The sequence below is a fragment of the Pseudomonas kairouanensis genome (assembly GCF_004682055.1).
Classification (GTDB): domain Bacteria; phylum Pseudomonadota; class Gammaproteobacteria; order Pseudomonadales; family Pseudomonadaceae; genus Aquipseudomonas; species Aquipseudomonas kairouanensis.
Window position 1 is genome coordinate 83,897 of the sequence record NZ_QUZU01000019.1, and the last position, 21,354, is coordinate 105,250.

Annotated in this window: 23 protein-coding genes; 7 read left to right on the plus strand and 16 right to left on the minus strand. The window is 59.1% G+C overall.

All coding sequences use genetic code 11. The features are described 5' to 3' along the window. Positions 1–68: 68 nt before the first annotated feature. The 5 genes from ispA to ycaC (DYL59_RS16565) all read right to left on the minus strand — a co-directional run bounded on the left by ispA (position 69) and on the right by ycaC (DYL59_RS16565) (position 3,043). Entirely contained in the window at positions 69–956 is an 888-nt protein-coding gene (gene ispA / locus DYL59_RS16545) for a (2E,6E)-farnesyl diphosphate synthase (protein WP_135290121.1), read from the minus strand. Then, positions 953–1,195, minus strand: coding sequence for an exodeoxyribonuclease VII small subunit (locus DYL59_RS16550; protein WP_003176346.1), 243 nt, complete (start codon positions 1,193–1,195; stop codon positions 953–955). Before DYL59_RS16550 ends, ispA begins: the two co-directional genes overlap by 4 nt. 135 nt (positions 1,196–1,330) lie before the next feature. Continuing rightward, positions 1,331–1,708 (minus strand): MerR family transcriptional regulator, encoded by a 378-nt coding sequence (locus DYL59_RS16555; protein WP_135290122.1) that lies wholly within the window; start codon positions 1,706–1,708, stop codon positions 1,331–1,333. After that, positions 1,647–2,291, minus strand: coding sequence for an NAD(P)H-dependent oxidoreductase (locus DYL59_RS16560; RefSeq protein WP_135290123.1), 645 nt, complete (start codon positions 2,289–2,291; stop codon positions 1,647–1,649). Before DYL59_RS16560 ends, DYL59_RS16555 begins: the two co-directional genes overlap by 62 nt. Before the next feature lie 119 nt (positions 2,292–2,410). Beyond that, positions 2,411–3,043 carry an isochorismate family cysteine hydrolase YcaC gene (gene ycaC / locus DYL59_RS16565; protein ID WP_135290124.1) on the minus strand — a complete coding sequence of 211 codons (633 nt, stop codon included), beginning with the start codon at positions 3,041–3,043 and terminating at the stop codon, positions 2,411–2,413. A 208-nt stretch (positions 3,044–3,251) separates the two neighbouring features. On the opposite strand from ycaC (DYL59_RS16565), the gene DYL59_RS16570 reads away from it, so the two are divergent. Then, a complete protein-coding gene (locus DYL59_RS16570; protein WP_135290125.1) occupies positions 3,252–4,016 on the plus strand; it encodes a type IV toxin-antitoxin system AbiEi family antitoxin in 765 nt (254 codons plus the stop codon). Next, entirely contained in the window at positions 4,006–4,932 is a 927-nt protein-coding gene (locus DYL59_RS16575) for a nucleotidyl transferase AbiEii/AbiGii toxin family protein (RefSeq protein WP_135290126.1), read from the plus strand. Before DYL59_RS16570 ends, DYL59_RS16575 begins: the two co-directional genes overlap by 11 nt. Before the next feature lie 58 nt (positions 4,933–4,990). On the opposite strand, the gene ycaC (DYL59_RS16580) is transcribed toward DYL59_RS16575, so the two are convergent. Together ycaC (DYL59_RS16580) and fic are read right to left on the minus strand one after the other, a co-directional pair. Beyond that, positions 4,991–5,623, minus strand: coding sequence for an isochorismate family cysteine hydrolase YcaC (ycaC, locus tag DYL59_RS16580; RefSeq protein WP_135290124.1), 633 nt, complete (start codon positions 5,621–5,623; stop codon positions 4,991–4,993). Positions 5,624–5,880: 257 nt separating this feature from the next. Then, a complete protein-coding gene (gene fic, locus DYL59_RS16585; RefSeq protein ID WP_135290127.1) occupies positions 5,881–7,002 on the minus strand; it encodes a protein adenylyltransferase Fic in 1,122 nt (373 codons plus the stop codon). 93 nt (positions 7,003–7,095) lie between these two features. Between fic and DYL59_RS31395 the strand changes: the two genes are divergently transcribed. Further along, positions 7,096–7,281, plus strand: coding sequence for a hypothetical protein (locus tag DYL59_RS31395; RefSeq protein WP_167496687.1), 186 nt, complete (start codon positions 7,096–7,098; stop codon positions 7,279–7,281). 150 nt (positions 7,282–7,431) lie between these two features. On the opposite strand, the gene DYL59_RS16595 is transcribed toward DYL59_RS31395, so the two are convergent. From DYL59_RS16595 to exaC, 9 genes are all read right to left on the minus strand, one after another. Beyond that, a complete protein-coding gene (locus DYL59_RS16595) occupies positions 7,432–8,202 on the minus strand; it encodes a LexA family transcriptional regulator (protein WP_135290128.1) in 771 nt (256 codons plus the stop codon). A 214-nt stretch (positions 8,203–8,416) separates the two neighbouring features. After that, on the minus strand, positions 8,417–8,944 hold the full coding sequence (gene ppa / locus DYL59_RS16600; protein ID WP_003219382.1) for an inorganic diphosphatase: 528 nt from the start codon (positions 8,942–8,944) through the stop codon (positions 8,417–8,419). Positions 8,945–9,053: 109 nt separating this feature from the next. Further along, entirely contained in the window at positions 9,054–9,869 is an 816-nt protein-coding gene (locus DYL59_RS16605; RefSeq protein ID WP_135290129.1) for a M90 family metallopeptidase, read from the minus strand. Between the two features lie 6 nt (positions 9,870–9,875). Then, on the minus strand, positions 9,876–10,532 hold the full coding sequence (locus tag DYL59_RS16610; RefSeq protein WP_135290130.1) for a DedA family protein: 657 nt from the start codon (positions 10,530–10,532) through the stop codon (positions 9,876–9,878). 310 nt (positions 10,533–10,842) lie between these two features. Further along, on the minus strand, positions 10,843–11,301 hold the full coding sequence (locus DYL59_RS16615) for a GNAT family N-acetyltransferase (protein WP_003176320.1): 459 nt from the start codon (positions 11,299–11,301) through the stop codon (positions 10,843–10,845). 92 nt (positions 11,302–11,393) lie between these two features. Beyond that, positions 11,394–12,227 carry an ethanolamine ammonia-lyase subunit EutC gene (gene eutC, locus DYL59_RS16620; protein WP_135290131.1) on the minus strand — a complete coding sequence of 278 codons (834 nt, stop codon included), beginning with the start codon at positions 12,225–12,227 and terminating at the stop codon, positions 11,394–11,396. Further along, the gene (locus DYL59_RS16625; protein WP_135290132.1) at positions 12,224–13,618 is read right to left on the minus strand and encodes an ethanolamine ammonia-lyase subunit EutB; all 1,395 of its coding nucleotides are present in this window, start codon (positions 13,616–13,618) and stop codon (positions 12,224–12,226) included. Before DYL59_RS16625 ends, eutC begins: the two co-directional genes overlap by 4 nt. Positions 13,619–13,670: 52 nt before the next feature. Beyond that, positions 13,671–15,104 carry an ethanolamine permease gene (gene eat, locus DYL59_RS16630; RefSeq protein ID WP_135290133.1) on the minus strand — a complete coding sequence of 478 codons (1,434 nt, stop codon included), beginning with the start codon at positions 15,102–15,104 and terminating at the stop codon, positions 13,671–13,673. A gap of 210 nt (positions 15,105–15,314) precedes the next feature. Continuing rightward, complete coding sequence (gene exaC / locus DYL59_RS16635; RefSeq protein ID WP_135290134.1) at positions 15,315–16,835, minus strand: acetaldehyde dehydrogenase ExaC; 1,521 nt, start codon at positions 16,833–16,835, stop codon at positions 15,315–15,317. A gap of 272 nt (positions 16,836–17,107) precedes the next feature. On the opposite strand from exaC, the gene DYL59_RS16640 reads away from it, so the two are divergent. From DYL59_RS16640 to DYL59_RS16655, 4 genes are read left to right on the plus strand one after another with little or no spacing between them, the layout of a single operon-like run. Beyond that, entirely contained in the window at positions 17,108–19,015 is a 1,908-nt protein-coding gene (locus tag DYL59_RS16640) for a sigma-54-dependent Fis family transcriptional regulator (RefSeq protein ID WP_135290135.1), read from the plus strand. A gap of 57 nt (positions 19,016–19,072) precedes the next feature. Then, a complete protein-coding gene (gene mpl / locus DYL59_RS16645) occupies positions 19,073–20,422 on the plus strand; it encodes a UDP-N-acetylmuramate:L-alanyl-gamma-D-glutamyl-meso-diaminopimelate ligase (RefSeq protein WP_135290136.1) in 1,350 nt (449 codons plus the stop codon). After that, complete coding sequence (gene ubiX, locus DYL59_RS16650) at positions 20,419–21,048, plus strand: flavin prenyltransferase UbiX (RefSeq protein WP_017735613.1); 630 nt, start codon at positions 20,419–20,421, stop codon at positions 21,046–21,048. The genes mpl and ubiX overlap by 4 nt, the downstream gene beginning before the upstream one ends. Beyond that, complete coding sequence (locus tag DYL59_RS16655; RefSeq protein WP_135290137.1) at positions 21,041–21,325, plus strand: YceK/YidQ family lipoprotein; 285 nt, start codon at positions 21,041–21,043, stop codon at positions 21,323–21,325. The genes ubiX and DYL59_RS16655 overlap by 8 nt, the downstream gene beginning before the upstream one ends. Positions 21,326–21,354: the final 29 nt, after the last annotated feature.

Consider the following 21,354-nt stretch of genomic DNA (forward strand, 5'->3'; position numbering starts at 1 on the left):
CAAGCATCGCAAACTGCCCACGCAGAGCGCCGAACTTGGCTGATATGCGGCCGCAATGGCCGCGGTTATCAGTGGCGGCGCTCGACGATATACCGCGCCAGGTCGCGCAACGGCTCGGCCGCCGCGTCGAAAGGTCGCAGGGCGTGCAGGGCCTGGTCGCGCAGTTCCAGGGCATAGGCCTTGGCCGCGTCGAGCCCGAGCAGTGCGGGGTAGGTCGGCTTGTCCCGTGCGATATCAGCACCTTGGCGTTTGCCCAGGGTGGCGGTGTCACTTTCGACGTCGAGGATGTCGTCCTGCACCTGGAAGGCCAGGCCGATGGCGCGCGAATAAGTCTTCAGCGCGGCCAATTGTTCGGCTCCGGCGCGGCCGCTGGCCAGGGCGCCGAGCTGCACGGCGGCTTCGATCAGGGCACCGGTCTTGTGGCGATGCATGTATTCGAGGGCTTGTTGATCAAGCTTCTGGCCGACCGAGCCCAGGTCAATGGCTTGGCCGCCGACCATACCGGCCGGGCCCGCCGCCACTGCCAGGGCAGTGACCATACGCAAGCGGATCTCGGCATTGACGCTGCTCAGCGTCGGGTCCAGCAGGGCGCTGAACGCCAGGCTTTGCAGGCCGTCACCGGCAAGAATCGCGCAGGCTTCATCAAAGGCTTTGTGGGTGGTGGGCTGGCCGCGACGCAAATCGTCATCGTCCATCGCCGGCAAATCGTCATGCACCAGGGAATAGGCGTGGATCAACTCCACTGCACACGCTGCGCCATTGGCCTGCTCGGCCGGTGCGCCCAACGCTTCGCACGCTGCATACGCCAGCAACGGGCGCACGCGCTTGCCGCCATTCATCACGCTGTAGCGCATGGCTTCATAGAGGCGATTCAATTCGGGGCTTGGCGCAACAAACAAGGGTTCCAACGCCGCATTGACCCGGGCTTGGCTACTGGCCTGATACGCGTCGATCATTCCGGCTGTTCCGCATCGAAAGGTTCTTCGGCCAACTCCCCGTCACGTTCGAGCAGCACTTGCACCTTTTGCTCCGCCTGCGCCAGCGCGCTCTGGCAGTCGCGAGTCAGGCCGATGCCTTGCTCGAACGCTGTCAACGAGTCTTCCAGCGACAACTCGCCGTTCTCCAGACGCTCGACCAGGGTTTGCAGGTCGGCGAGGGATTGTTCGAAATCGAGTGCAACTTTTTTGCGGGCCATGGCGGCTATTCCGGTAGACGGTAAACCGGCGCGACACTAGCAGACATGGGGATTCTGGGCAAATAAGCGGGCAAATGAGTGGGGGCTGGGCCGAGAGCATGAGCCGATCAAATGAGTTATGCGGCTCATGGTCCGTCAATCGCTTTTCGCTGATGATGAGCACCGCCCGTGTGCGTTCTTTAACTGTGCCTCAAATTCCGACAACCCCCTGTACATGTTCTGTAGCAGGCCAATTTGGACGGCCAGTTCGTGCTTTTTGTCGGCAATGGCCTTATCCGCCCGTGCCCAGGGCAGCTCATCGCCCTGATGGCCTCGAAGAATGCCTTGCAACTCCTTGAGCTTGAACCCCAACTGCTGCGCACACTTGATAAACATCAGCCGCTCGACACATTGCTCTGTATATATCCGGTATTGCCCCAGACGCTGCGGCGCGGGCAGCAGCCCGATCGCCTCATAGTGACGAATCGCCTTGATGGTCGTGCCCGACAACTGCGCGGCTTTGCCGATGTACATGAAAACTCCCTGTTCCCGCGAGTAGGCCAGCCTGGTTCAGCCACTTGGCTCGTTGCACCGCAGTAGAGCCCAGCACGGGACCGAACAGCAACGTCTTGGCCGGCTTGATCCCGCAAAACGCCAGCGTAGTCTTGCGCATCTGATGGATACCCGGCATGCGGTAGAACCAGCGGAAATACCATGGCGGCGTGTCCAGGGTCACCAGCAAGTGTGCGGTTCTGCCGGCCAGCAGCTTGTCGGGGAATGCCTTGCCGGCGCGGTATTTAAAGGCGAAGCCGGGTAGGAAAACTCGGTCGAGAAAGCCCTTCATCAAGGCCGGTATGCCGCCCCACCAGATGGGGAACACGAACGTCAGGTGGGTGGCCCAGAGGATGTCGGATTGGGCGCTGAGCAAATCCGGCTCCAGCGCCTGGATTTGGGTGTAGCCCTGGTGCAACACGGGATCGAACGTGAGAGCGCCCAGGTTCAGAGTGCGCACTTCATGACCGGCGGACTTTGCGTGGTGGGCGTAGGTATCGGCCAGGGCGGAGCAAAAGCTCGACGTGGATGGGTGACCGAGGATGATGAGGATGCGGTGGGGCATGGGCGTGGTCCTGAAATTGGCGTTTCAGGGTAGGGGGTGCTGTATAGGGGAGAGTCAAGCGCACGCCAATTAAAAAAGCCTGCTTTTCAGGGCAGGCTTTTTGTGCGAGGCGTGGTCGATTAATCCTTACGCGCCGTCAGCGCCGAGTAACCATTCATCAGGTTGCGATAGTTAGGAATCCGCTGGGACAGCAAGTTGCCCAGCCCTTCAATGTCATTGCGCCAGTCGCGATGCAGCTCACAGGCCACCGAGAACCAGTTCATCATCTGCGCACCCGCCTGAGTCATCCGGTTCCACGCCGCCTGCTGTACCGTGGTGTTGAAGGTGCCGGAAGCATCAGTCACCACAAACACATCAAACCCTTCCGCCAGCGCCGACAGTGTCGGGAACGCCACGCACACATCCGTTACCACACCGGCAATGATGATCTGCTTACGGCCGGTGGCCTTGATCGCCTTGACGAAGTCTTCGTTGTCCCATGCGTTGATCTGGCCAGGGCGAGCGATGTACGGCGCGTCCGGGAACATTTCTTTCAACTCTGGTACCAGCGGGCCATTGGGGCCTTGTTCGAAGCTGGTGGTGAGGATGGTCGGCAGTTCGAAGAACTTGGCCAGGTCCGCCAGGGCGAGCACGTTGTTCTTGAACTCGTTGGGGGAGAAGTCTTGCACCAAGGAAATCAGGCCGGTTTGGTGGTCGACCAGCAGAACTACGGCGTCGTCTTTGTTGAGGCGGTTGTAGGTTGGAGTGCTCATGGTTGAATCCTTTTTGTTTAAGTTGGGGTAGGGCGTTGCGTTCAACATGGGCACAGATTAATGGGTTGGCTGGGGGTGATAAATCGGGTGAGATGTGTCTTACCGTCAACTTGAAGGAGACATTCAGAGGCTGCTGGCCAATTTGTGAAGACTTGCTAAAGTGGTTTAATATTTATTTAAAAAATCACCTTTAAGGTTCTTTTTTTACATGAAAATAAACCAGCTTTTGGCTGATTGGCTGCCTGGAACAATCGCGACACAGGCCTGGTTACATGAGCAGGGCATAGGGCCGAACCTCGTCCAGAAATACCTACGCAGTGGCTGGGTTGAACGCGTGGGCCATGGCGCGTGGAAGCGCAAGGGCGACGATATCGATTGGCAGAGCGGGGTGTTTGCTTTGCAGCAAGGCACTTGCGTCGATATCTGGCCAGGTGGTGCGACGGCACTGAGCTTGGCGGGTTATAGCCATTACCTGGCTTTCGGCAAGCAAACAGTTGATCTGTTCGCAACACCGGGCGCAGTTCTGCCGGGTTGGTTTCGTAAATATCTCTGGCCGGTCGATGTGAACTTCCATCCCGGTGGGCTATTTAACGAAGTGGAAGATGTGGCGTTACAAGTTTTCCCAGTGCCTTACAGCCGATTTGAGTTAAAAATCTCAACCCCGGAACGCGCAGTACTCGAACTCATCCACCAAAGCGCCGACGAGATGCTCTTCAGCGGCGTGGTCGATATGCTTGGCGGTTTGGGCTCATTGAGCCCTAGGCGCTTGCAGAGGTTGCTTGAAGCGTGCAATTCCATTCGAGTCAAACGTGTTTTCCTCCTATTGGCGCGAAACGCGGGTCACGCGTGGTATGAGCGGATAGATCTTTCCAGAATCAATCTAGGCAAAGGCAAGCGACAAATCATCCGGGGTGGTCGACTCGATAAAGAGTTCCTAATCACCGTGCCGGAGAGTTTTGCCAGTGGTGCTTGATGCTCGATATGCCGCACAGGTTCGTTTGTTGGTACAGGTCATCCCCTACGTCGCGGCAGAGCGATGTTTTGCGCTTAAAGGGGGCACCGCTATCAATCTGTTTGTGCGAGACCTGCCTCGTCTGTCGGTGGATATAGACTTGGCGTATCTGCCAAACTTTGATCGCGAGCAAGCGTTGAACGATGTTCGTATGGCGCTCCAGCGGATTGCAGAGGCGATTGCACGCGGCTTACCTCAGACCGTCGCGTCGGTTCAGGCCAATCGAGACGATGAACTGCGTGTACTGGTGCGTGGCCCGATGGCGCAAATCAAGGTTGAGGTTTCTCCCGTGATACGGGGCACTGTGCATGCCCCGCAAGTGCGTGACGTAGTGGCGTTGGTTGAAGACCAGTTTGGCTTTGCTTCTATTCCGGTCGTGTCGTTGCCCGATCTGTATGGCGGCAAAATGTGTGCTGCATTGGATCGACAACACCCCCGAGATCTTTTCGACGTGATGCTGATGCTCCGGGAGGAAGGGCTGACACGCGAGATCTTCGAGGGGTTTCTGGTGTACTTGATCAGCCATCGAAGGCCGATGGGTGAGTTGCTGGCTCCACGATGGAAGCCGCTTGCAGGTATTTTCAAAGCTGAATTTGCAGGCATGACACGTGAGCAGGTCACGCTTGAACAATTGGAATCCACAAGGCTGGACTTGCTCGTAGCAATACGGCAGCAGTTCAATGAGCAAGACGCAGCGTTTTTACTCTCGCTCAAAGGTGGAAAGCCTGATTGGGGGTTACTGGCTCTAATGGGGATCGATCAACTGCCCGCAGTGCAATGGAAGCTGCGAAATATCACGGCGATGTCTGGCGAAAGGCGTAATGAGGCATTGGTAAAGCTGGACCGTGTAATCGGCGAAATACTGGTAAGCGCTTAGTTTTAACGAATCAAAAAAGCCCGCTTTTCAGGGCAGGCTTTGTGTGTGGCGTGGTTAATCAGTCCTTACGCGCCGTCAGCGCCGAGTAACCATTCATCAAGTTGCGATAGTTGGGAATCCGCTGGGACAGCAAGTTGCCCAGCCCTTCAATGTCATTGCGCCAGTCGCGATGCAGCTCACAGGCCACCGAGAACCAGTTCATCATCTGCGCACCCGCCTGGGTCATCCGGTTCCACGCCGCCTGCTGTACCGTGGTGTTGAAAGTACCGGAAGCATCAGTCACCACAAACACATCAAACCCTTCCGCCAGCGCCGACAGTGTCGGGAACGCCACGCACACATCCGTTACCACACCGGCAATGATGATCTGCTTACGGCCGGTGGCCTTGATCGCCTTGACGAAGTCTTCGTTGTCCCATGCGTTGATCTGGCCAGGGCGAGCGATGTACGGCGCGTCCGGGAACATTTCTTTCAACTCTGGTACCAGCGGGCCGTTGGGGCCTTGTTCGAAGCTGGTGGTGAGGATGGTCGGCAGTTCGAAGAACTTGGCCAGGTCCGCCAGGGCGAGCACGTTGTTCTTGAACTCGTTGGGGGAGAAGTCTTGCACCAGGGAAATCAGGCCGGTTTGGTGGTCGACCAGCAGAACTACGGCGTCGTCTTTGTTGAGGCGGTTGTAGGTTGGAGTGCTCATGGTTGAATCCTTTTTGTTTAAGTTGGGGTAGGGCGTTGCGTTCAACATGGGCACAGATTAATTGGTTGGCTGGGGGTGATAAATCGGCTGCGACGGGTAATACCGTCAACCTATAGGAGACAATTGATTGAGTCGCCAGCAGTACCGATACTTTTCATTTGCAGGACGTTTCCGAGAAGTCCTTGATGCTTGCGGCAGCGTAAGCCCGTCGCCGGTTTTGCCTTCAACGTTCACGCGACCTAATCGCTCAGTGCTACTCAGGCGTAACGTCTGAAGTCGTTGCTGTCACGAATCAGTAGTTTCATCAGCTTGGGATGAATGAAGAGTTTTTCCTTGCCGACCTGGACCTCTTCTAACACGCCAATAGATACCAATTCTTTGAGGTAGCGAGAGGCAGCCTGGCGCTGAGCGATCTGCTTGTCGACGACGTTGCTGATACGACAGTAGGGCTGTTCGAAAATCACATCCACTAGTTCGCGGGAATACGTTTTCGGCAGGCGTTCACGTACAAACTGGCTCGTGTGCTCGGATAGGTTGCGAATTGCGGCAATTTTGGCAGTGGTCCAGCGGGCCGTTTCTTCCACAGCGGTGAGCATGTACAGAAGCCAGGGCTCCCAGGCTTGTTCGCGAGTCACATCAAGCAGCAATCGGTAGTAATCAGCCCTATGCGCAATAATGAAATGGCTCAGGTAGAGAATCGGCAAATTCAACAGACCTTCCTGAATTAGATATAGGGTATTGAGCACTCGGCCGGTACGGCCATTGCCGTCGGTGAACGGGTGAATGGCTTCGAACTGATAGTGTCCTACAGCCATTCGCACCAGAGGGTCGAGGTCCGTCTCGTTGTGCAGAAAGCGTTCCCAATTGGCGAGTAAGTCGCGTAAACGATCTTCACCCTCCGGAGGGGTATAGATGATCTCGCCGGATCGATCGTTGGCCAGTTGGACGCCTGGAACTCGGCGGATGTCCATGTTGACGCCCTTGAGAGTACGACAGATCTCTACTGCTGTACCGGTGGACAACGGTCGCTCAGCCAATGATTGGTAACCGTTGTGCAGAGCCTTGCGATAACGCAGCGCTTCTTTGGTCGCGGGGTCTGCATGATTGGCGTCGTCTTGGGCGTGCTGGAAGAGCAAGTCTGTAGTGGTGACGATACTTTCGATCTCGGAACTGTCCTTGGCCTCCAGCAATGGGAGAGTGTTTATCAACATCGTTTGGTTAGGGATCAGTTCGGCTGCCTGTTTCAATTCGGCCAAGGCTGCGCGAGCTTCAATGCAGCGTTTGAGTACGGCCCGGGTTTCCAAGTCTGATGCTGGTGGTAATGGCGGAAGCTGGTTATAGGGTTTATCAGCCTGCCAAGGAAGATGGAGTTTGCTCATGGGGGCCTATGCTCACGAAGTTGCCCAATTAATGTCGAGGCGGCTCTTGTGAGCGCCTTTATCATGTCGTCAGTGTAAGCATGGGAACAAGACGTGTCGCTGTTTTTAGATTTTTGCGACATGTTACGTTCTTGTGTCGCTGATAAGGACGTGTTGAATATCGTCCAGCCAGCAACCCTCTCCGACGTGCGGGAAGCGGGTTCCGGTCGTGAGATTTTGCAGGCGTTAAAAAGCCGGCTTGTGGCCGGCTTCTCGGGGACTGCTTCAGCTTGTTTTTGACAAGCCTCACCAGCCTTCAAATCGCTCAGCCCACGTCGCGTCTGGCTGAATAGTAGGGGCATCGGCGGGAACTCCTCCGCGTCGCCAGGCAGGAGAAGTAGCTAGACGCTACCCCTGCCAAATGTGCGGCGCATGATACCCACATTCACTTCAAATGCCCACCTCCGGTTCCGACTTAGAGCCGTCCCAGCCCAATAAATGCTCATCGAGCGGTACCGGCCTGCGGTTGTTCAGGGTTGACCACCAGAACACCCAGCCAACGATCTGGAAGTTTTGTTCATACCGTTCTTCATGGTTCAGGTACTCGTCGGGGTGCTCGCTGGCATTGTGGCTGCGCATGCGCAAACCACCACCCGGTCGGTTGTAGAGGTATTTGATGCGCAGCATGCCGTCGTGTTCGACGGCATAGATTTCGCCGTCGGTGATTTGGGTGCGGCCTCGGTCCACGGCGAGGGTGGCGCCTTGTTGGATGATGTCGATCATGCTGTTGTCGACCATGTAGGCGCCCAGTGCGCGGTCGGGGTCGACGTTGAGGGTTTGGAGGGTGTGCAGGGAGACGCGGATGCGTTCGGTTGAGGTGAAAGTGGGGTGGAGAGGGATCTCCACGTCAATGTTTTCCGGGTGACGGGCAGGGCCCGTGAGGTATTTGCCGCTTTCTTCGCGGGTGGGCAGTGCATTCCTTGCAGTGGGGCCTTCCAACAGAAAGTTGGCCGGTGGGTGTTTGGGGCCTTCGCCGGTGCGCAGCCAGCGGCTGGAGACGCACAACAGTTCTGCGAACTCGTTGAGTCGGCCCATGGGCACGCCGCGTTTGAACCAGTTGTTCACGTGTTGAGGCGTGACCCCACGGTTCTTGGCGAAATCGGAGGCAGAAAGATGAACTTCCCGCAGCAGCTCTTTTAAACGATCACCTGATTTATTCATAAACGCAGAGTTTACTGGCCGAAAAAATTATTCAAATAAACTATGCGTTGACTTGCGGGCGTAGGTTTTTACTGAGTTGTAGCCTGAGTTGTCCGACTAAAAAGTTTTATAAACTTAAGTTGTTGGTAGTTAAACTTTTGGTTTAGTTTCAGGCATAAAAAAGCCCCGAAATAGTCGGGGCTTTTTTTATTGGTGCAGCAATGAGTAATCGGGGTTAGCCCTTGTAGGCAGCTACCGACTTCAGGATCTCGGCACGGGCGGCGTCTGCGTTGCCCCAACCGTCGATCTTCACCCATTTGCCTTTTTCGAGGTCTTTGTAGTTCTCGAAGAAGTGCTTGATCTGTTCCAGCAGCAGTGGCGGCAGGTCGGTGTATTCCTTCACGTCCACGTACAGCTGGGACAGCTTGTCGTGGGGTACCGCGATGACTTTGGCATCGCCGCCGCCGTCGTCGGTCATGTTCAGGATACCTACTGGACGAGCGCGGATAACCGAACCTGGGGTAACCGGGTAAGGGGTTACCACCAGCACGTCGAGGGGGTCACCGTCGTCAGCCAGGGTGTTGGGGATAAAACCGTAGTTGGCCGGGTAGAACATCGGGGTGGCCATGAAACGGTCAACGAACAGGCAGTCGCTGTCTTTGTCGATTTCGTATTTGATCGGCGCGTGGTTGGCCGGAATCTCGATGGCGACGTAGATGTCGTTCGGCAGGTCTTTGCCAGCCGGAATCTTGCTGTAGCTCATTGGGCGTTGCCCCCGTTAGTTGGCCAAGAAACTTGGCCGGATTGGCCTAAAAGTGGCGGCGATTATAGGCACATTCTGACGCCGATGCCATGCGCCAGACGTCGTACGGTCATTCGCCTTGCGGCTGATAACGCGGGTCGCTGGCTTGCAGTTGGAGCAGGCGGGCCAGGGGATCCTGGCGATAAAAGCGGCTCAGTTGGGCGTATACCTGTGGATAACTATTAGCCAGTAAATCCGGGGCGCTGAAAAAATATTCGCTGGTGACGGCGAAGAATTCGGCCGGGTTTTCGGCGGCGTAGGGGTCGATCTCGGTGTCGGCATCTGGGTTGGCATCCAGTTGGCGATTGAGGTCGTCGTAGGCGCCTTGCATCACGCTGGCCCACTCTTGCACGCGCATGTCGTTATGCAGGGGCGGCAGGCCGTTGGCGTCGCCGTTGAGCATGTCGAGTTTGTGCGCCAGTTCGTGGATGACCAGGTTGTAGCCTTCCCAATTGCCACTGGCCAGCACCCCAGGCCAGGCAAGGATTACCGGGCCTTGCTGCCAGGCTTCGCCGCTGTGCTCGCCGTCCCATTCGTGTTCGATGCCGCTGCTGTCGCGGTGGCGCTGGGGGCTGAGGAAGTCATCGGGGTACAGCACAATCTCGTGGAAACCCTGGTACCAGTCGAGGTCGCCAAGGTTCATCAGCGGCAGTTGCGCCTGGGCGGCGAGCAGCAGGCGTTGTTCCTGGTGCAGTTCAACGCCGGGCAGGGCCGTCAGGTGCTTTTCGGCGAGGAACAACACGCAGGCTTCGCGCAGCCACAGGTCCTGCTCGGCGGTGATGCCGTCGAGGAAGGTCAGGTGGTGGCGCACCCGTTGCCAGGTGTCATCGGCAATCGGGTGCTTGGCCAGCAGGCGCCGGCGACGCCAAGCGCTAAGGGACCACATCGCAGGTCAGTGCGGCTTGGCTTCGGAAGAAGTGCGGCCAAAGCGGCTGCGGAACACGCCAAGAATCATCGGCACCAGCGACAGCAGGATGATGAACACCACCAGCAGCGACAGGTTTTTCTTGATAAAAGGCACGTTGCCGAAGAAGTAGCCCAGGGTCACAAGGCCGCCCACCCAGAGGATGGTGCCCAAAACGCTGAACCCGAAGAACCGCCCGTAAGGCATCTTGGCGATACCGGCGACGAACGGCGCAAAGGTCCGCAGGATTGGCAGGAAGCGCGCCAGGGTCACGGTTTTACCGCCGTGCTTGTCGTAGAAGTCGTGGGTTTTTTGCAGGTAGTCGCGGCGGAAGATTTTCGAGTTCGGGTTGTTGAACAGGCGCTCGCCCACCGTTCGCCCAATCACGTAGTTGGTACTGTCCCCGAGGATCGCCGCCAGCATCAGCAAGCCGCCCAGCAACACCGGGTCCATGCCGCCGCCCGCGGCAACGGCGCCGGCAATGAACAGCAACGAATCACCCGGCAGGAAGGGCATGACCACAAGGCCGGTTTCGCAAAAGATGACCAGGAACAGAATGGCGTAGATCCACGGACCGTAATTGGTTACCAGCATGTCGAGGTAGACGTCGAGATGCAGGATAAGGTCGAGCGGGTTGAAATCCATGGATGGCACCTGTGTGAATGGCCCGGCTCAGCAGGCCAGTGCGGACGCTAGGGTAAGTAAGGCTACAAATATATGCCGCATTTCTTACAGCCCTGAAAGGTCCGCATTATACGGATTGAGAGGTGAAAAGCCTGTTGGTTTTGTAGCGGGGGATGTCGTGGGAGTTGGCCTTTCAAGCACCGCAGCGCCAAATGTGGGAGGGGGCTTGCCCCTGATGGCAGAGCGTCAGTTACAAATTGTCTGACTGATACACCGCCATCGGGGGCAAGCCCCCTCCCACATTGGGACATTGGTATTTTGAGAATTGGGCTCAGTCTTCGCTGATCGGCAACGTATAGTTCTTGAACTCCGTGTCCTCGCGAAACCCAATCGACTCATAGGTCTTCTGCGCCACCTCGTTGTCACTGCTGGTGGACACCCGCAGCCGCACTGCATGGGTTTCCTTGGCCATCTTCTTCGCCGTGCGCATCAGGTTGTCCGCCACCAACTGGCGGCGGGCGTCTTCGGCCACGTAGATGTCGTTCAGGATCCACACCCGCTTGAGCGACAAGGACGAAAAGCTCGGGTACAGCTGGCAAAAGCCGAGCACTTTCTTGTCGTCATCGTCGGCAAGGGCCAGGTAGATCACCGATTCCTTACGGCGCAGGCGTTTTTCCAGGAAGGCCCGCGATGAGTCCGGGAAAGGCAGGGCCCCGTAGAACTCGCGGTATTTGACGAACAACGGGGTCAACAGGTCCAGGTGTTCCAGGGTCGCTTGAGTGATCCGCATGCCAGGCCTCAACTTCCAAATGGGGTATGACCACGCGAGCGGCCGTGACTTGATGCTGCCTAAAGACGCGAAAAAGCGCAATCGTGCGGGTATCAGTCCTTCGCTGGGCTGAGCAGGAAATTGCCCTTCATCAGGTCCGGATCGTCCGACTCGATCGTCTGAACCTGCGCCTCATCCTTGAGATTGACGCCCGACAACTGGCGCCGACACGCCTCTCGCATCAAGTACAGCAAACGATGGGCCGCCATGCCATAACTCAAGCCTTCCAGGCGCACATTCGAGATGCAGTTGCGATAGGCATCGGTGAGGCCGACCTTGGGGTTGTAAGTAAAATACAGTCCCAAACTGTCCGGCGAACTGAGCCCAGGCCGTTCGCCGATCAGGATCACGGTCATCTTGGCGCCAAGCAATTGCCCGATTTCGTCGGCCACTGCCACGCGGCCTTGCTCCACCAGAATGACCGGTGAAAGGGACCAGCCGTCTGCATGGCTCTGTTCCTCCAGGCGTGTCAGGAACGGCAAGGTGTGCTTATGCACCGCCAAGGCCGACAGGCCGTCAGCCACCACGACCGCCAAGTCCACCCCACCAGGGTTGGTCGAAGCATGCTCGCGTAGCATCTGTGCCGACTCATCACTCAAGCGCCGCCCCAGATCCGGGCGTTGCAGGTACATATGACGGTCAGGCGCAGCGCTGTGCAGCAACAGGCTGTCGCGGCCCCGCTCGGCCAGTTGGCTGCTAAGGCCCGCATGGTCAAACGGCAGGTGCACCGCGTCCCGTGCCTGGGCGTGGGCAAACTGAAAATCAAGCTGGGCGTTGGTGGGGATGCTGGTGCCGGTACGCCCCAGCGCGATGCGCGCCGGGGTCAGGCGGCGCAGTTCCAGCCACGGGTTCTCAGGTAGGTCAAGTTGCACGGGCGGCTCCTTCATCCCAATTGCGCCAAGGCGTGGCGAAACGCCGGTGGCAGGCTGTTGCCAAACTGCACCTTGCCGTCGGCTTGCGTGAAGATGCCCATTTTCGCCAGCCATTGTTCAAACTCCGGCGCCGGCTTTAAACCCAGGGTCTGGCGGGCGTACAGGGCGTCGTGGAACGAGGTGGTCTGGTAGTTGAGCATGATGTCGTCGGAGCCAGGGATACCCATGATGAAGTTGATCCCGGCCACGCCGAGCAAGGTCAGCAGGGTGTCCATGTCATCCTGGTCGGCTTCGGCATGGTTGGTGTAGCAGATGTCGCAACCCATCGGCACGCCCAGCAACTTGCCGCAGAAGTGGTCTTCGAGACCGGCACGGATGATCTGCTTGCCGTTGTACAGGTACTCAGGGCCGATAAAGCCTACAACGGTGTTTACCAAAAACGGCTTGAAATGCCGGGCCACCGCATACGCGCGGGTTTCGCAGGTTTGCTGGTCAACGCCAAAGTGCGCGTTGGCCGACAAGGCGCTGCCCTGGCCGGTCTCGAAATACATCAGGTTTTGCCCCAGGGTGCCGCGCTTGAGGCTCAAGCCTGCTTCGTAACCCTCTTGCAGTACGTTCAGGTTGATACCGAAGCTGGCGTTGGCCGCCTCCGTACCGGCAATCGACTGAAACACCAGGTCCAGCGGCACGCCACGGTTGATCGCTTCGATGGACGTGGTGACGTGGGTCAGCACGCAGGCCTGGGTGGGGATTTCGTAGCGCTGGATGATCGCATCGAGCATCTCCAGCATCGCGCAGATCGAGGCGATGCTGTCGGTGGCCGGGTTGATGCCGATCATGGCGTCGCCGTTGCCGTACAGCAGGCCGTCGAGAATGCTCGCGGCGATCCCGGCCGGTTCGTCGGTCGGATGGTTGGGCTGCAGGCGTGTGGATAAACGCCCGCGCAGGCCCATGGTGCCGCGAAACTGCGTGACCACGCGGATCTTCTGCGCCACCAGCACCAAGTCTTGCACGCGCATGATCTTGGACACGGCGGCCGCCATCTCCGGTGTAAGGCCTGGCGCCAGCGCCCGTAGGCTGTGTTCATCGGCAGCGTCGCTGAGCAGCCAGTCCCGCAGGCCGCCTACGGTCAGGTGGCTGACCGGTGCAAACGCCTGTTTGTCGTGGGTGTCGATGATCAGTCGTGTGACTTCGTCGCTTTCATAAGGGATCAGCACTTCCTCAAGAAATTGCTTGAGGGGGATATTCGCCAACGCCATCTGCGCGGCCACCCGCTCGCCATCGTTCTGTGCGGCCACGCCGGCGAGGAAGTCCCCGGAGCGTGCAGGGCTGGCCTTGGCCATCACGTCCTTGAGGCTGTCGAAGCGGTAGGTTTGTGTACCCACCGCGTGGGAAAAGCTTGCCATACAGTGTCTCCTTGACGACGGGAGCAGCGGCCCCCGTCGAGGTTTACGGCAGTTAGTGCAAGGCGGCTTCTGCGGCCTGGATCGCCGCGAATTCCTCTTCGGGCGTGCCTGCTACCAAGTGATGCCGGCTGTAGAAAGCAAAGTAAGCAATTAATACTCCATAGATGATCGCGGCGCCAATCACCACGCGCGGGTCCACCAAAAAGCCCGCCACCACGGCCACGCAGGCCAGTACCAGGGCAACCCCGGAGGTGAAGATGCCGCCCGGTGTGCGGTACGGACGGTCCATTTTGGGGCGACGAATGCGCAGGGTGATGTGAGCAGCCATCATCAATACGTAGGAAATGGTTGCGCCAAAAACCGCCACCAGAATCAACAGGTCGCCCTGGCCGGTCAGCGACAGGCCAAAACCGATGATGCCGGGGATCACCAAGGCCAGTACCGGCGCCTTGCTCTTGTTGGTTTGGGACAGCTTGCGCGGCAAGTAACCGGCGCGGGACAGTGCAAAGATCTGCCGCGAATAGGCGTAGATAATCGAGAAGAAGCTCGCAATCAGCCCCGCCAAGCCTACAAGGTTGACGAAGCCGCCCATCCAGGTTGAACCGCCGTAAGACAACGCCAGCGCTTCCACCAGCGGGTTGCCGGATTTGACCAGCGCGTAGGTGCCCGCACCGCCCGGTGCAATCACCAGGATCAACAGGGCAAAACTGGTCAGCACCACAATGGCGCCAATCAGGCCACGGGGCAGGTCGCGTTTGGGGTTCTTGGTTTCTTCAGCGGCCAGGGGCACGCCTTCGACGGCCAGGAAAAACCAGATCGCGTAGGGAATCGCAGCCCATACACCTACATAGCCGAACGGCAGGAAGGTACTGGCGCCCTTGGCTTCGGTCACTGGAATATCCAGCAGGTTGGCCACGTTGAAGTGCGGCACCATCGACACCAGGAACACGCCCAGGGCGATGGCGGCAACGGCGGTAATCACGAACATCAGCTTCAAGGCTTCGCCAACACCGAAGATATGGATGCCGATAAAGATGATGTAGAACGCCAGGTAAATCATCCAGCCGCCAATACCAAACAGCGACTCGCAATAGGCGCCGATAAACACCGCAATGGCGGCAGGCGCGATGGCGTACTCGATCAGGATGGCGGTGCCCGTAAGAAACCCGCCCCACGGCCCGAATGCACTGCGGGCAAAGCCGTAGCCACCGCCAGCGGTAGGGATCATGGAAGACAGTTCGGCCAGGGAAAAACACATGCACAGGTACATGGTGGCCATCAGCAACGTGGCCAGGAACATGCCGCCCCAACCGCCTTGGGCCAGGCCGAAGTTCCAGCCGGCGTAGTCGCCGGAAATAACGTAGGCAACACCAAGGCCCACTAACAGCACCCAGCCGGCGGCGCCTTTTTTAAGTTCGCGTTGTTGGAAGTATTGAGAGTCGACTTTTTCGAAGTCGACGGAAGATCCAGTCGGTTCGCTAGGCATGGGAAAGTACCTTTCGTTGTTATTGTTTTTTAACTCGGCCTCTGTGTGCCGAACGCAAATCGCAAGTACTTGTGAAGATCTAAATGTGAGAGCGGGCTTGCTCGCGAAAGCGGTGTGTCAGTTGATGAGTTTGTAACTGATACACCGCTTTCGCGAGCAAGCCCGCTCCCACATTTTTAATTGCATTTCAAATATGGGAGGGGGTGATGGTTAGAAGAAGCCCAACGGATTAATGTCGTAACTCACCAGCAAGTTTTTAGTCTGCTGGTAATGATCCAACATCATCTTGTGGGTCTCACGGCCCACACCCGACTTCTTGTAACCGCCAAACGCCGCATGCGCCGGGTACAGGTGGTAGCAGTTGGTCCACACGCGGCCCGCCTTGATCGCCCGGCCCATGCGGTAGGCGCGGTTGATGTCACGGGTCCACACGCCAGCGCCCAGGCCGAACTCGGTGTCGTTGGCAATGGCCAGGGCTTCCGCTTCGTCCTTGAAGGTGGTGATGCTCACCACCGGGCCGAAGATTTCTTCCTGGAACACGCGCATTTCGTTGGTGCCCTTGAGCAGGGTCGGCTGGATGTAATAGCCGCCAGCCATGTCGCCGCTGAGCTTCTCGACCTTGCCGCCGGTGAGCAGCTGCGCGCCTTCGCCCTTGGCGATTTCCAGGTAGGACAGGATCTTGTCGAATTGCTGTTCGGACGCCTGGGCGCCGACCATGGTGTCGGTGTCCAGCGGGTCGCCGCGTTTGATCGACTCGATCTTTTTCATCACCACTTTCATGAAGTCGTCGTAGATCGACTCTTGCACCAAGGCGCGGGATGGGCAGGTGCACACCTCACCCTGGTTGAAGAACGCCAGCACCAGGCCTTCGGCGGCTTTTTCGATGAACGATGGCTCGGCTTTCATGATGTCGGCGAAGAAGATGTTCGGCGACTTGCCGCCCAGTTCAACGGTAGACGGAATGATGTTCTCGGCCGCCGCGTGCATGATGTGCGAACCCACGGGGGTGGAACCGGTAAAGGCAATCTTGGCGATGCGCTTGCTGGTGGCCAGGGCTTCGCCCGCTTCTTTACCGAAACCTTGCACCACGTTCAGCACACCCGGTGGCAGCAGGTCGCCGATCACTTCCATCAGCACAGTGATACCCAGCGGGGTCTGCTCGGCAGGCTTGAGTACCACGCAGTTACCGGCGGCCAGGGCTGGCGCGAGTTTCCACGCGGCCATCAGGATTGGGAAGTTCCACGGGATGATCTGGCCAACCACGCCCAGCGGCTCGTGGAAGTGGTAGGAGGCCGTGTGCTCGTTGATCTCGGCGCTGGTGCCTTCCTGGGCGCGGATGCAACCGGCGAAGTAGCGGAAGTGGTCGGCAGCCAGCGGGATATCGGCGTTGAGGGTTTCGCGTACGGCCTTACCGTTGTCCCAGGTTTCGGTGATGGCCAGCAGTTCGAGGTTCTGTTCGATGCGGTCGGCGATTTTCAGCAGAACCAGTGAACGGTCCTGGGCCGAGGTCTTGCCCCAGGCGTCGGCGGCGGCGTGGGCGGCGTCCAGCGCCTTGTCGATATCTTTGGCCGTGGAGCGCGGGAATTCGGCAATGGCCTTGCCGTTGACCGGCGAGGTGTTGGTGAAATAGTTGCCATCGACCGGCGCAACGAATTCGCCACCGATGTAGTTGCCGTATTTGGCCTTGAACGAAACGATGGCGCCTTCAGTACCGGGGTGTGCGTAACGCATGGTGGGTATCTCCTGGCTCTTATGTTTATTGGGAGTGCAGCGCGGCAAGCGCCTATAAAGCGTAGAGCAAAGGTTGGGCCAGTGCTTTGAGGGCCAGGCAAATCAACGACTTGGGCTTTGTTGCAAGGCGTTGCTGTGACAGGGGTGATACAGGCGATGTGACAGTTTGTGCCACAAACGGGACAGCCTGTGACCGGTGGGTCTGGCCGGGATTGCATTGGTCGGGTGCCTGGGGGATGCTGGGCGTTCTCACGCAGGGAGAATAATAAGAAATGCACAACGATCATTTCAGCCGCCATGCCCAGCAAGTCCTCACCGTGGCCCATGGCCGCGACCCATCGAGCGACCCGTCCATCGCCCGCTCCTGGTTGCGCTGCCTGGAGGACTACCACCTTGACCCTGCGCAAACCCTTGCCCCCACTGTGCTTGAACATGGCCGCCTGCTGGAAAGCCGCGAGCGCCTGCAACAAGTGCTGCATATCGCCGGCAGCGAGATGAACAGCCTGCACCAGCAGCTGTCCGGTGCCGGCCATGCGGTACTGCTCACCGATGCCCGCGGGGTGATCCTCAACTGTGTCACCGCGCCCTCCGAGCGCAAGATTTTCGAGCGCGCCGGGCTGTGGCTGGGGGCCGACTGGAGCGAGGCCTGTGAAGGCACCAACGGCATCGGCACCTGCCTGGTGGAGCGCCAGTCCCTGACCATTCATCGCGATGAGCATTTTCGCGGGCGCCATACCGGGCTGACCTGTTCAGCGAGCCCGGTGTTCGACCCCCATGGTGACTTGCTGGCGGTGCTGGATGTGTCCTCGGCGCGCGAAGCGGTATCGCGCCAGAGCCAGTTCCACACCATGGCGCTGGTGAACCTGTCGGCCAAGATGATCGAGAGTTGCTACTTTTTGCGCCACTTTGAAAACCACTGGCTGCTGCGTTTCCATTTGCAGGCGGAGTCGGTGGGGTTGTTCAGCGAAGGCCTGCTGGCGTTCGACGGTGAAGGGCGCATTTGCGCAGCGAACCAGAGCGCGTTGAACCTGTTGGGACAACTGCGCGGCGGTTTACTGGGGCAGCCGGTGGAGGCGTTTTTCGAGTGCACCCTGGACCAACTGCTCGGTCGCTCCAGTACCAATGCCACCGCCAGTTGGCCGTTGCGCACCCGCGATGGCCGGCAGTTGTTCGCTGCCCTGCGGGGCCAGGTGCGCAGTGTTGTCGCACCTATCGCCAAGCCTGCCGTGGTACAGCGGCCGCCTTTGCCCGGTATCTGCCTGGGCGACCCGGCGCTGCAGCGGGATTTCGGCAAGGCGCTGCGGGTATTCGAGCGGGATGTGCCGTTGCTGATCAATGGGGAAACCGGCTCGGGTAAAGAAGCCTTTGCCAAGGCGGTACACCAGGCCAGCCAGCGCGCCGACAGGGCATTTGTAGCACTCAACTGCGCGGCTATCCCGGAAAGCCTGATCGAAAGCGAGCTGTTCGGTTATCGCGGCGGCAGTTTTACCGGGGCGCGTAAAGAAGGCATGCAGGGCAAGTTGCAGCAGGCGGATGGCGGCACGTTGTTCCTGGATGAAATCGGCGATATGCCGCTGGCCCTGCAAACCCGTCTATTAAGGGTGTTGGAGGACCGCTTGGTGGTGCCCCTCGGCGGTGAGCCCCAGGCTGTCAATGTTCGAATCATCAGCGCGACCCACCGCAATTTGCTCGCGCGCGTTGAGGACGGCAGCTTCCGCGAAGATTTGTACTACCGCCTCAATGGTCTGGAAGTGGGCTTGCCGTCGTTGCGCGAGCGCAGTGACAAGGCCCAGTTGCTGGATTTCCTGCTCGCGCAGGAGGCTGGCGGCGAGACGGTAGTGCTCGACCCTCCAGCGCGTGCGGCGTTGTTGGCCTTTGCCTGGCCGGGCAACGTGCGCCAACTGCGCACGGTGCTGCGTACGCTGGTGGCGTTATGTGATGAGGGGCGTGTGGCGCTGCACGACCTGCCCGCGCTGATCCGCCAGGTACCCCCGGCAACGGCTGTGGATGCCAAGTCGGCAGAGTCGCCGCTGGACGATGCCGAGCGCTTGACGCTGCTGGCGGTGCTGGAGCAACAGCGCTGGCACATGAGCCACACCGCGGAGCAACTGGGCGTCAGCCGCAACACCCTGTATCGCAAGCTGCGCAGGCACGGCATCGCACGTCACGCCCTCAGCTAAAGGGTGCGATTTTCGCCCCCCTGCGCTAACCTGCCTCGATGTTTTACGAGGTCGACTATGCACATTCATATTCTCGGTATTTGCGGCACGTTCATGGGTTCGATGGCGGTTCTGGCCAAGGAACTCGGGCACCATGTAACGGGCTCGGACGCCAACGTTTACCCGCCCATGAGCACGCAACTTGAGGCCCAGGGCATCGAACTGACCCAAGGCTACGACCCGTCGCAGTTCGACCCGGTGCCGGACCTGGTGGTGATCGGCAATGCCATGTCCCGTGGCAACCCCGCCGTGGAATACGTACTCAACAAAGGCCTCCCCTATGTGTCCGGCCCGCAATGGCTGGCCGACCACGTACTGCAAGGGCGTTGGGTGCTGGCCGTCGCCGGTACCCATGGCAAGACCACCACCAGTAGCATGCTGGCCTGGGTGCTGGAACATGCGGGCATGAGCCCCGGTTTCCTGATTGGTGGCGTACCGCAGAATTTTTCAGTGTCGGCGCGCCTGGGTGACACGCCGTTCTTCGTGATCGAAGCCGATGAATACGACAGCGCCTTCTTCGACAAGCGCTCCAAGTTTGTTCACTACCGCCCGCGTACGGCCATCCTGAACAACCTTGAGTTCGATCACGCTGACATCTTCCCGGATTTGCCAGCTATCGAGCGGCAATTCCACCATCTGGTGCGCACCATTCCGAGTGAAGGCCTGGTCATTCACCCTACCACCGAGCCCGCGTTGCAGCGTGTGATCGAGATGGGCTGCTGGACCCCGGTGCAAACCACCGGCGCGGGCGGGCAGTGGCAGGTCAAGTTGCTCAGTGAAGACGGCTCCCGATTTGAAGTGCTGTTCGAAGGAGTGGCCCAAGGCATCGTCGATTGGGACATGACCGGCCAGCATAACGTTGCCAACGCCTTGGTGACCTTGGCTGCGGCGCGGCATGTGGGCGTGGTGCCGTCCATGGGGATTGCCGCGCTGAGCGCGTTCAAGAGCGTGAAGCGGCGCATGGAAAAAGTCGCCGACGTGAATGGGATTACCATCTACGACGACTTTGCCCACCACCCCACCGCGATTGCCACTACGTTGGATGGCTTGCGCAAACGAGTCGGCGAGGCGCCGATCATTGCCATTGTGGAGCCACGTTCTAACTCCATGAAGCTCGGTGCCCACCGTGACGGCCTGCCGGAAAGTGTCAACGATGCCGACCAGGTTGTCTGGTACGCGCCTGCCAACCTGGGCTGGGACCTGCCGGGCATTGCGGCGTTGTGCACCGTGCCGTCGAAAGTCTGCGATTCCATCGAGGGCATTATCGAACACGTCAAGCAACTGGCCACGCCCGGTACCCATGTGGTGGTGATGAGCAACGGCGGCTTTGGCGGCCTGCACGGCAAACTGGCCGAGGCCTTGAAATGAGCGGGCCGGAGCGCGTCACCCTGGCGATGACCGGTGCATCGGGTGCGCCTTATGGCTTGCGTCTGCTCGATTGCCTGGTGCGCGAAGACCGTGAGGTGCACTTCCTGATCTCCAAGGCTGCACAATTGGTGATGGCCACCGAGACCGACGTGGCACTGCCGCCCAAGGTGCAGATGATGCAGGCGTTCCTCACCGAATACACCGGTGCGGCGGCGGGGCAGATCAAGGTGTACGGTAAAGAAGACTGGATGTCGCCGGTGGCCTCGGGGTCCGGCGCGCCTGCGGCGATGGTGGTGGTGCCGTGCTCCACCGGCACCCTGTCGGCCATTGCGACCGGCGCGTGCAACAACTTGATCGAGCGCGCAGCGGACGTGACCTTGAAGGAGCGCCGCCAGTTGATCCTGGTGCCGCGCGAAGCGCCGTATTCGAGCATTCACCTGGAGCACATGCTCAAGCTGTCGAACATGGGCGTGACGATCTTGCCGGCCTCGCCGGGCTTCTATCACCAGCCCCAGACCATCGATGACCTGGTGGACTTTGTGGTGGCGCGCATTCTCAACCTGCTCAATATTCCCCAGGACATGCTGCCGCGTTGGGGCGAACACCACTTGAGCAGTGATGAATAAGGCGTTGCTGATCCTGCTGGCGCTGCAACTGGCAGGCTGCGCTACTGCGCGCACGCTGGATGCGGCGCAACCGGGGGCGCCGGTGGTGTATGCGGGCACGCGGCTGGATCTGTATGCGATCAATGGCGGGTGTTGTGCCAAGGACCGCTTTGGCGCCGAAGCGCCGAGTTATCCCCATGTGGACCTGCCGGCCAGTGCGTTGCTCGACACGCTGCTGTTGCCGTTGTCGGTGTTGACGGTGCTTGGAGTGGGCTTTAACGCCACGGGCGGTCTGTAGCCCAAGTTTCAAAAACAGCACAAAGCCAA